Source organism: Parageobacillus caldoxylosilyticus NBRC 107762 (assembly GCF_000632715.1).
Classification (GTDB): domain Bacteria; phylum Bacillota; class Bacilli; order Bacillales; family Anoxybacillaceae; genus Saccharococcus; species Saccharococcus caldoxylosilyticus.
This window is the reverse complement of the sequence record NZ_BAWO01000065.1, coordinates 18255-27779: the sequence shown is the minus strand read 5'-3', so window position 1 is coordinate 27779 and position 9525 is coordinate 18255. Positions and strand designations below refer to the sequence as shown.

Sequence of the window (9525 nt, the reverse complement as noted above, 5' to 3'; positions counted from 1 at the left end):
CGCGATGAGTTGATTTTTATAGATTTTAGTAACTAGGTGAAATGACGTTGACAAACCGGAATGACAACCGCGAGCGGAAAAATAAATATCCAAACAACTGGGAAGAAATAGCGAAAGAATGGGATATCCAGAAGGATCCAACACCGGAAATCAACAATAAATATGGAAGCAAGTCGCATAAAAATTAATAGAAGAAAGGGATGCCCGTTTGTTTGGGCATCCCTTTCTTTTATTCAATCTCGATATATTTCCGTTTTTGCGGCAGGCGAATGACGAGCTTTCCGTTTTGAAAAGACGCTTTCACATCTTTTTCGCTTACCGGGTAAGGAAGTGGAATCATGCGGGAAATATGCTGCTGCGTTTGCCGCTTTTGATACACATGCCCTTGATCGTCGAGCGATTCGATCGTTTCACGATGATGGACGATCAGCTGCAAATGATCGTCTATAAATTGCAGCTCGATTTGGTTTCGCTTTACATTTGGGAGATGAGCGATAATCGTATATTCCTCTTTTGTTTCGTGGACGTCAATCGGGATATAGACTTGGGAAAACGTTTGTTGAAAGTATTCATCCAGCGTTTCCATCATTTTCTTTAGGGGCCGTTCGTCTAAAAATTGATCGAACATTTTCCATAAATGCCCAAACGGATTCTCATTTCCTTCATGTTTCATCGGCGGCTGAAAATGTTCGCCCATTTCCTACAGCTCTCCTTTCAGTCATTTCTTAGTTTTAAATGTATGTGCCAAAATGGAAAAAGTCACTGTTATTTTTTAGGAATTTTTAATGTATTTTTAACATGGTGGAAATATAATGACACCAGTAAATAAAAGCCATACCGCATACTGCTTTGTTGGCGCTTGCGAGAAAAAGCTGCCAGCAAACGAAAAGGGGGAAGGAGCAATGCATATTTTTCACTGGTTTGTTACCCTGTTTTTCTCGGGAACAGCTGTCTCGCTTCTCTCTTACCAGGCAGTCGAAATTGTCCAAGCGATTATTGACTTTCTAGTCGATCGCCATTCGTGAAGCGAACCAATTGTTTTCCGTTGCTGATCGCATCTGGCGATTGGCTTTTCTTTTGATATGATATAACTAAGAGGGATATGCAACAACCAAACAAGTGAGGGAAAAAAGATGAATAACCGCATTTTAGTTATTGAAGATGAAGCGAATTTAGCGCGATTTATTGAGCTTGATTTATCCCATGAAGGATATGAAGTGCAGGTGAGTCATGACGGCAGAGAAGGACTCGAGCTTGCTTTGTCTGAAGAATGGGATTTAATTTTATTAGATGTCATGCTTCCGAGTTTAAACGGTATGGAAGTGTGCCGGCGCATCCGTGCTGTCAAACAGACTCCGATTATTATGATTACGGCAAGAGACAGCGTCTTTGACCGTGTCATGGGGCTGGATAACGGGGCGGATGACTATATAGTAAAGCCGTTTGCAATCGAGGAGTTGCTTGCTCGCATCCGCGCTTTATTTCGCCGCGTTCATCCGACTGCCCAAGAGCATGTGCTAACGTTTAAAGATATCACCGTCGATTTGAATGCCCGTACGGTGAAAAAAGGCGACCGATTCATTGAATTAACGAAACGCGAGTACGATTTATTAGTAACGTTTTTGCAAAATATAAATATTGTGCTCACCCGTGATACACTGCTTAACAAAGTATGGGGATTTGATACGGAAGTCGAAACAAATGTGGTTGATGTATACGTCCGTTATTTGCGGCATAAGCTCGATGAAAACGATAAAGAGCGGTATATCCAAACGGTGCGGGGCGCTGGATATGTGATGCGGTCATGAAACTTTTTCGGCCTGAAAACGTCTCATTAAAATGGAAGCTTACTTTTCTTTCCGCAGTGGCGATTTTTATTACTTATTTTATTTTCACCTTTTTGCAATATCATATTGTGAAACAGTGGCTGCTGAACGAAGAAGAAAAAGCAATGAAACAAATCATTGAAGAAATTGAAACCTATTACGGCGAAAAACGTAATATATCATGGAAGGATGTTCGCCAAAGCAGGCCGCTATTGGAAAAATTAAATGAAAAATATCAATTGATTCGTGTGCTCGACCGCGAAGGAAACGTCGTTGTCTCGGTTTCCAACGGCGCTTCGGTTTCCTTGTCGCCAAGCGCTGCTCCAAAAGAGCTGCAAATGGACTATCATTTTATCAACAATGAACGGTTTATTATGCTGCGCGAACCTTTGCATATCGGACCAGTACACGGAACGATCGAAATTGCGCGCCGTCTTGTAAAATTCCAGCACATGACCAATACGCTGTTTTTCATTATGACGGCTATCGGCGTTGCCGCCATGATTACGAGCGCTTTTATCGGCCGGCTTGTTGCGCAAAATTTTGTCGGGCGTCTGAAAGCGTTGACGAAAACGATGATGGATATTAAAAACAAAGGAATGGAAAAGCGCATCGATGTTCCGGCTTCCCATGATGAAATGTCGGAATTAATGATGATGTTTAATCAAATGATGGACGAAATTGAACGTTCGTTTGACCAGCAAAAGCAATTTGTCGAAGATGCTTCCCACGAGCTGCGCACGCCGATCGCCATTTTAGAAGGCCATCTTTCGTTATTGCAACGGTGGGGAAAACATAATCCCGACATTTTGGAAGAATCGCTACAGGCGGCCATAAAGGAAACGGGGCGTTTGAAAAAACTAGTGCTGGAGCTTTTGGATTTATCGCGCGCCGAGGCGATTACCATTCCAAACGAGATAGTGTCGATTGATCCGCAACAAGCGGTTGAACAAGTTGTAAAAAACTTCCGCGTTTTGCATCCAGATTTTCAGTTTACTATCGACAATTCAGCAATACAAACAGCGCACATTCGCATGACGAAATACCATTTTGAGCAATTGCTGTTAATTTTACTTGATAATGCAGTAAAATATTCACAACAGGCTAAACAGGTGACGATTTTGATAAAGGAAGAAAAACGGTATGTGACGATTGCTGTCAAAGACTATGGCATCGGAATTCCGAAAGAGGAATTGGAAAAAGTATTTTTGCGTTTTTATCGCGTTGATAAAGCGAGAAGCCGCGAAAAGGGCGGTGTCGGTCTTGGCTTGGCTATTGCCAAGGAAATCATCGATAAATATGATGGACAAATTACGATAGATAGCGAAGTAGGCAAAGGGACAACGGTCGAGCTGGCAATTCCGAAAGCAGAATAGAGAAAGGGGAGAGACGATGGAACATCTTCATGAAGGAATGGTGATGCAGAAAAAGAATATTCAGTACGTGGTCGAAAAATTTCGCAAACGCGGCGTGAAAATCGCCACTTGCAAGCCGCGGGCTATGATGTCATTATCTTGTCTGGAAGAAATCGAGACAGGAAAGAATCGATAAAGGTGAGTGGCATGATGGACGTTCATTGCCAAAAAGTTATTCCGGCCATGAAAACAATGAAAGATTTTGAAAGATTTTTAGCCAGCTCCTATATGTACGGAGTGTTATTGGAAGTACATATTTCTCAATTAAAAAGCGTATTTCATTACGCCCGTCAGCACGAAAAAAAACTGATCGTTCATACCGATTTGATTCAAGGATTAAGCCATGACGAGCATGCGGCCGAATACTTATGTCAGGAGTTTCGTCCGTACGGGCTGATTTCCACCAGGGGAAATGTCATTATAAAGGCAAAGCAAAAAAAGGTGCTTGCGATTCAGCGCGTTTTTTTGCTTGATTCGCACGCGCTTGAAAAAAGCTACCAGTTGATTGAAAAAACGCAGCCCGACTGCATTGAAGTAATTCCAGGAGCAATGCCCCATATGATCAGCGAAGTGAAGGAACGGACGGGAAAGCCGATTTATGCCGGCGGGCTGATTCGCACCGTGGACGACGTCGAGCGCGCGCTCGGAGCGGGAGCGGTTGCGGTGACTACTTCCAATAAAGAGTTGTGGAAACATTATGAGAACTGTTAATGTTTTCCCGTTCTCCATAAGGGAAAGGACAAGCCATGCCAGCGGGAAATGGTTCTTGCCTGAGAAACTTTCCGTATTTCACTAGCCAAACAAGCTGTTTTTCGCTATAATGAAAGTAAGTTAATAACCAGTCAGGAGACAAGGAGAGACCATGCATGCATGGTAGGCGGAAGCTTATCGTGTTTGCCATGGTCTCTTTTTGTCTTTTTGCAATAAAGGAGGAGTTTTCATGGCAACGACACGCTTTTCCAGCAAACAGCGGCGCGAGCGTTTAGAAAAAATGAGCAAACAGCATTACGATGTTTTAGTGGTAGGCGGGGGAATTACCGGATGCGGCATTGCGCTAGATGCCGTTACGCGCGGCATGAAAACGGCACTGGTGGAAATGCAAGATTTTGCGGCAGGGACGTCGAGCCGTTCGACGAAGCTCGTTCACGGAGGGCTTCGTTATTTGAAGCAATTGGAAGTGAAAATGGTTGCCGAAGTCGGCAGGGAGCGGGCGATCGTCTATGAAAACGGGCCGCACGTGACGACACCGGAGTGGATGCTTTTGCCGATTCATAAAGATGGAACGTTCGGCAAATGGAGCACATCACTCGGCCTGTGGGTGTACGACCATTTAGCCGGCGTGAAACGAAGCGAACGGCGCAAGATGTTAAGCGCCAAAGAGACGCTGCAAAAAGAGCCGCTATTGAAACGGGAAGGATTGCGTGGCGGCGGCTATTACGTCGAATACCGCACCGACGATGCCCGCTTGACGATCGAAGTGATCAAAAAGGCGGTGGAATTGGGGACCGATGCCGTCAACTATGCGAAAGTGGAACAATTTCTATACGATGAAAGCGGCAAAATCATTGGTGCCCGCTGCCGCGACCAGCTTAGCGGCCGCACCTATGAAATCCGCGCGAAAAAAGTGATCAACGCCGCCGGGCCGTGGGTTGACACGCTACGCGAAAAAGATCATTCGAAAACGGGAAAACGATTGCAGCTGACAAAAGGCGTTCATATCGTCATCGACCAAAAACGGTTTCCGTTAAAGCAAGCGATTTATTTTGATACACCGGACGGCCGCATGGTATTCGCGATTCCGCGCGACGGGAAAACGTATGTCGGCACGACGGATACGTTTTACAATGAAGATATTGCCAATCCGACGATGACAGAAGAAGACCGTGACTATTTATTGCGCGCGATTCACTATATGTTCCCGTCCGTCCACATCACTGCAGCTGATGTGGAATCAAGCTGGGCGGGGGTCCGACCGCTCATCTATGAAGAAGGGAAAGATCCGTCGGAAATTTCCCGTAAGGATGAAATTTGGCAATCGCCGACAGGATTAATTACGATCGCCGGCGGCAAACTAACCGGTTACCGGAAAATGGCGGAAACGGTCGTCGACTTAGTGGCAAAACTATTGGCGAAAGAAGAAGGAAGAACGTTCCGCCCATGCCAAACGAAACATTTGCCAATCTCCGGCGGGGATGTCGGCGGCTCGCAGCAGTTGCCGGCCTTTATCGCGAAAAAAGCCGAAGAAGCGGTGCGATACGGGTTTACGAAAGAAGAGGGAGAACGTTTAGCGAAAATATACGGCACCAATGTCGATCAATTATTCGAACTAAGCAAACAATACGATGCTTCCTGCGGCCTTTCCCGCGAGCAGTTCGTCCGCCTTTTATACGCCATTGATTACGAAATGGCGGCAAAGCCGATTGACTACTTTATCCGCCGCACCGGCGCGCTCTTGTTTGACATCGCTTCTGTCCGCCGTCAGAAAGACCGCGTTATCGCCTTTATGGCCGATTATTTGCAATGGACAGAGGAACAAAGGGAGGCTTATACAAAGGAACTGGAAAAGGCGCTAAGAGGGGCTGTCGTTCCATGTGGCAGTAGTAACAAATAAGAACTAAAGAGAAGGAAAAGAAAACATTAATTTATGTTGATCCGATTAAAAAATCCCTTGTATTTGGAGCATCCCGCAATAATTACAGTTTTACTTCAGTGGGAACTCCAGGCAAGGGATTAATTTTTTTCGCTATTTCTATATGATTTTATTAATTTTTCTAAGTTTATGAGCATTTTGTTTAAAAATGTAAAATAGAAGTGGCGTACAAAATGATAGAAATAATCAAAATATTAAGATATTATATTGAATCTATTTAGTGTTTATGGTACTATCATAACAAAAAAGTTTACTAAAAATTTAGTTAAAAAAATAAACAGACGAGAAATTCCGATGAAAGTGGTGATTCCAACAAGGCTCATGATCCTTTTAAATAAAAGCGATACCGCTTTCAAACTGTTTTTAAGGAGGTGATAAAATAAGCGGAGCAAAATAAAAAAGGTTAAGCCATGATGCTTAACCAAATGTACAAAAAACTATTATATATTTTATCATGCTTCCAAACAGTTGCAATGTTACAGAAAGTGAGGGAGGAGAATGAAAATGAAAAAGTCAATGATGTCTATGTTAGTGATAGCGTTTTCGATATCTCTTATGGTTGGATGTAACAGCAAAGAATCGGGGACAGATTCTAGCTCTAAAGTAAAACTGACAGTTTTTAGTACTATTAGTGATGAGAAAGGAAAAGAAGCGTTTGAAGAGATTACAAAAGAGTTTGAAAAGGAAAACCCAAATATTGATGTCGAAGTCAATTTTCCAGGACAAGAATATGAAAATATTCTTAAAGTAAAAATGGCTGCTAACGATTTGCCTGATGTATTTGATACACACGGTTGGGCGCAAATTCGGTATGGAAAATACGTGGCAGATTTAAGTAAGGAAAGCTGGGCGTCTAATTTAACGGATTCGATGAAACCAGTGCTTACAGATAAAAACGGGAAAGTTTACGCACTCCCACTCAATGAAGCAAAAGATGGAATTACGTACAATGTGGATGTTTTAGAAAAGTACGGTATCGAAGCGCCGAAAACGTTCGACGAGCTGTTAGCCGCTGCCGAAAAAATTAAAAAAGAAAGCAACGGACAAGTATCTCCATTTTATTTTTCTGGAGTTGATGCTTGGACGATAGGCCAATTTTTTGATTATTTTGCTACTCCATTGCTCATTAGTCCAGAACAGAATTACAGCCAAGACTTATTAAATGGGACGTTTGACTGGTCTAAGTGGACATATCTCCCGGAAAAATACAAAGAAATGTACGATAAAGGTCTCATCAATAAAGATATGTTAACGGCGAAATATAGCGATTTACCAAAGCTGTTTGCGGAAGGAAAAGTTGCCTTTTTTATGATGGGACCAGCCTTTGTAGGACAAGCAAAGGAAATTAATCCGAATTTGAAAGTTGGTTATATGCCAATTCCGGCGATTGCTGAGGGAGATGAACCTACATTCTCTGGGGGAGAAAGACATACGTTAGCTGCTTGGAAGGACTCTCCGCATTTAGAAGAAGCGAAAAAATTCATTAATTTCTTTGCAAAGACGGAAAATTTAAAGAAAATAGCGGAAGCGACCAACCTTCCTGCTGGTATTAAAGGAGTTAACGTCGACTTAGGAGAACTTACGCAATATTATGAAAAATATGCTAACATTCGTGTATTCCCTTATTTTGACCGCGTGTATTTGCCGAACGGTATGTGGGATGTAATGTGCACCAATGGCCAAGAGTTAATTGCTGGTTCGATTACACCGAAGCAATTTTCCGAAAATATGAAAAAACAATTTGAACGTCTACGAGAGCAACAAAAGAAATAATAGCTTAATTTTATACAAGTAGGGTCTGATCAAGAAAATGTTCAGACCCTATCAAATAAAGCAAACCGTACTAGCGACTCCCGAAAATGGCAAGAAGGGAAGGAGAATAGTGGATACAGAAGTGCGAACACAAATTCAATTTGTTAAGAAAGGTTTACGTAGGAAAAAGATATCCTCGACAGTTTGGTTAAACGTGATGTATCTTCCTGCTTTACTGTTATTTATCGTATTTATTTTTTATCCTTTCTTTAAGGGATTACAAATTTCCTTTACCAATTGGGACGGTTTTTCACAAACATATGATTGGATAGGTTTGGATAACTATAAACGAATGTTGCATGATCCCAATATTGGAACGATTATTAAGAATACGCTTATTTACGGAATCGGGAGTACATTATTTCAAAACATAATCGGGTTAGCATATGCTCTTTTACTCAATCGGGAAATGAAAACAAGGGGAATTACTCGCACCATCATTTATTTACCAGTAATTATAAGCCCGCTTATCATGGGGTATATTTGGTATTTCTTCTTTCAGTATGATGGAGGGGCGTTGAACGATATAATTCTTTTATTCCGTAATACGCCGTTGAATATATTAGCGGACCCTCAATGGAATGTTTGGATTATTATGTTTGTCAATACGTATCAATATTTAGGAATCGCAATGGTCATTTACTTGGCCGGATTACAAACGATTCCAAGGGATTTTTATGAGGCAGCACAAATTGACGGTGCTTCATCATGGCAGCGGTTTAAGCATGTAACACTTCCAATGTTGATGCCATCGATCACTATCAATATTGTGTTGAATTTAGTTGGAGGTTTAAAGCTTTTTGATGTGATTATTTCATTGACAAAAGGCGGTCCAGGCTACGCATCCCAATCATTATCGACAGTGATGTATAAATACTATTTTGCAAGTATGGACGCAGGTTATGCTGCTGCGCTTGGCAATTTGATGTTTGTGCTGATTTCGGTCATTAGTATTACAGCATTAATTTATTTAAGAAGAAAGGAGATCGCCGGATGAAAAAAAGCAAAAAAGCGTTGCTCCTTTTAACGATGGTGATTAGTATCATCCATCTTATTCCTTTTTATTTACTGATAACTGTTTCCTTCAAACCAGTAGACGATACAAGTTCAAAATGGCTTCCCCCAGCTACATTATATCTTGATAATTTTATCAATGCGTGGAAAGAAGCAAACCTTGGACAGGCTTTTGTCAATAACATTCTGATTACGGCAATTTCGGTTCTTTTAGTAGTGTTTTTAGGGGCATGTGCTTCCTATCCGCTGGCGAGGTATAAAACTCGCTTCAATAGATTTATGTTCGTGTTTTTTATCTCGGCTATGATTGTTCCGCCGCTTACTATTCTCGTTCCTCTTTATAAATTTATTGTAGATATCGGTGGATTAAATCAACCGTGGGCGATTATTTTACTGCATGTGACGTTTAATTTGCCGATTACGATTTTTCTATTTACCGGGTTCATCAATACGATTCCACGAGAATTAGACGAGGCAGCAATGATCGATGGGATGAGTAGATTTTCGTTATTTTTCCGTATCATTATGCCTTTATTAAAACCAGTTACTGTAACGGTAATGATTTTAACGGGTGTCAATGTATGGAATGACTATCAATTTTCTGTATTCTTCCTGCAAAGCTCTGAATCGCATACGCTTACCGTAGCTCTTTCTTCTTTCTTTTCACAATATGTGAACAACGTTGGGTGGGTTGCTGCAGGGTCGCTACTAAGTTCATTGCCGATCATTATCTTATATTTATTCCTGCAAAAATACTTTATTAGTGGACTATCATCTGGGGCTGTAAAAGGATAAGACTATATTCCAT

11 protein-coding genes are annotated in these 9525 nt (G+C 41.7%); 10 read left to right on the top strand and 1 reads right to left on the bottom strand.

The window, feature by feature from the left end; genetic code table 11:
- Positions 1-47 precede the first annotated feature (47 nt).
- The gene (locus tag GCA01S_RS20610) at positions 48-188 is read left to right on the top strand and encodes a hypothetical protein (RefSeq protein WP_169735615.1); all 141 of its coding nucleotides are present in this window, start codon (positions 48-50) and stop codon (positions 186-188) included.
- A gap of 41 nt (positions 189-229) precedes the next feature.
- Here GCA01S_RS20610 and GCA01S_RS16380 read toward each other — a convergent pair whose 3' ends face one another.
- Positions 230-697, bottom strand: a complete 468-nt coding sequence (locus GCA01S_RS16380; RefSeq protein ID WP_042411540.1) for an Hsp20/alpha crystallin family protein — start codon at positions 695-697, stop codon at positions 230-232.
- Between the two features lie 115 nt (positions 698-812).
- On the opposite strand from GCA01S_RS16380, the gene GCA01S_RS16375 reads away from it, so the two are divergent.
- The 9 genes from GCA01S_RS16375 to GCA01S_RS16340 all read left to right on the top strand — a co-directional run bounded on the left by GCA01S_RS16375 (position 813) and on the right by GCA01S_RS16340 (position 9512).
- On the top strand, positions 813-1025 hold the full coding sequence (locus GCA01S_RS16375) for a hypothetical protein (protein ID WP_017436719.1): 213 nt from the start codon (positions 813-815) through the stop codon (positions 1023-1025).
- A gap of 108 nt (positions 1026-1133) precedes the next feature.
- Complete coding sequence (locus GCA01S_RS16370) at positions 1134-1808, top strand: response regulator transcription factor (protein ID WP_017436720.1); 675 nt, start codon at positions 1134-1136, stop codon at positions 1806-1808.
- The gene (locus GCA01S_RS16365; RefSeq protein ID WP_042411538.1) at positions 1805-3202 is read left to right on the top strand and encodes a HAMP domain-containing sensor histidine kinase; all 1398 of its coding nucleotides are present in this window, start codon (positions 1805-1807) and stop codon (positions 3200-3202) included. Before GCA01S_RS16370 ends, GCA01S_RS16365 begins: the two co-directional genes overlap by 4 nt.
- A 16-nt stretch (positions 3203-3218) precedes the next feature.
- A complete protein-coding gene (locus tag GCA01S_RS20605; RefSeq protein ID WP_017436722.1) occupies positions 3219-3377 on the top strand; it encodes a hypothetical protein in 159 nt (52 codons plus the stop codon).
- A gap of 14 nt (positions 3378-3391) precedes the next feature.
- On the top strand, positions 3392-3952 hold the full coding sequence (locus GCA01S_RS16360; protein ID WP_042411535.1) for a glycerol-3-phosphate responsive antiterminator: 561 nt from the start codon (positions 3392-3394) through the stop codon (positions 3950-3952).
- A gap of 229 nt (positions 3953-4181) precedes the next feature.
- On the top strand, positions 4182-5852 hold the full coding sequence (locus GCA01S_RS16355; protein WP_042411533.1) for a glycerol-3-phosphate dehydrogenase/oxidase: 1671 nt from the start codon (positions 4182-4184) through the stop codon (positions 5850-5852).
- Positions 5853-6395: 543 nt separating this feature from the next.
- A complete protein-coding gene (locus tag GCA01S_RS16350; RefSeq protein WP_042411532.1) occupies positions 6396-7664 on the top strand; it encodes an ABC transporter substrate-binding protein in 1269 nt (422 codons plus the stop codon).
- A gap of 196 nt (positions 7665-7860) precedes the next feature.
- Positions 7861-8700 carry a carbohydrate ABC transporter permease gene (locus tag GCA01S_RS16345; RefSeq protein WP_174407509.1) on the top strand — a complete coding sequence of 280 codons (840 nt, stop codon included), beginning with the start codon at positions 7861-7863 and terminating at the stop codon, positions 8698-8700.
- Entirely contained in the window at positions 8697-9512 is an 816-nt protein-coding gene (locus tag GCA01S_RS16340) for a carbohydrate ABC transporter permease (protein ID WP_042411529.1), read from the top strand. Before GCA01S_RS16345 ends, GCA01S_RS16340 begins: the two co-directional genes overlap by 4 nt.
- Positions 9513-9525 lie beyond the last annotated feature (13 nt).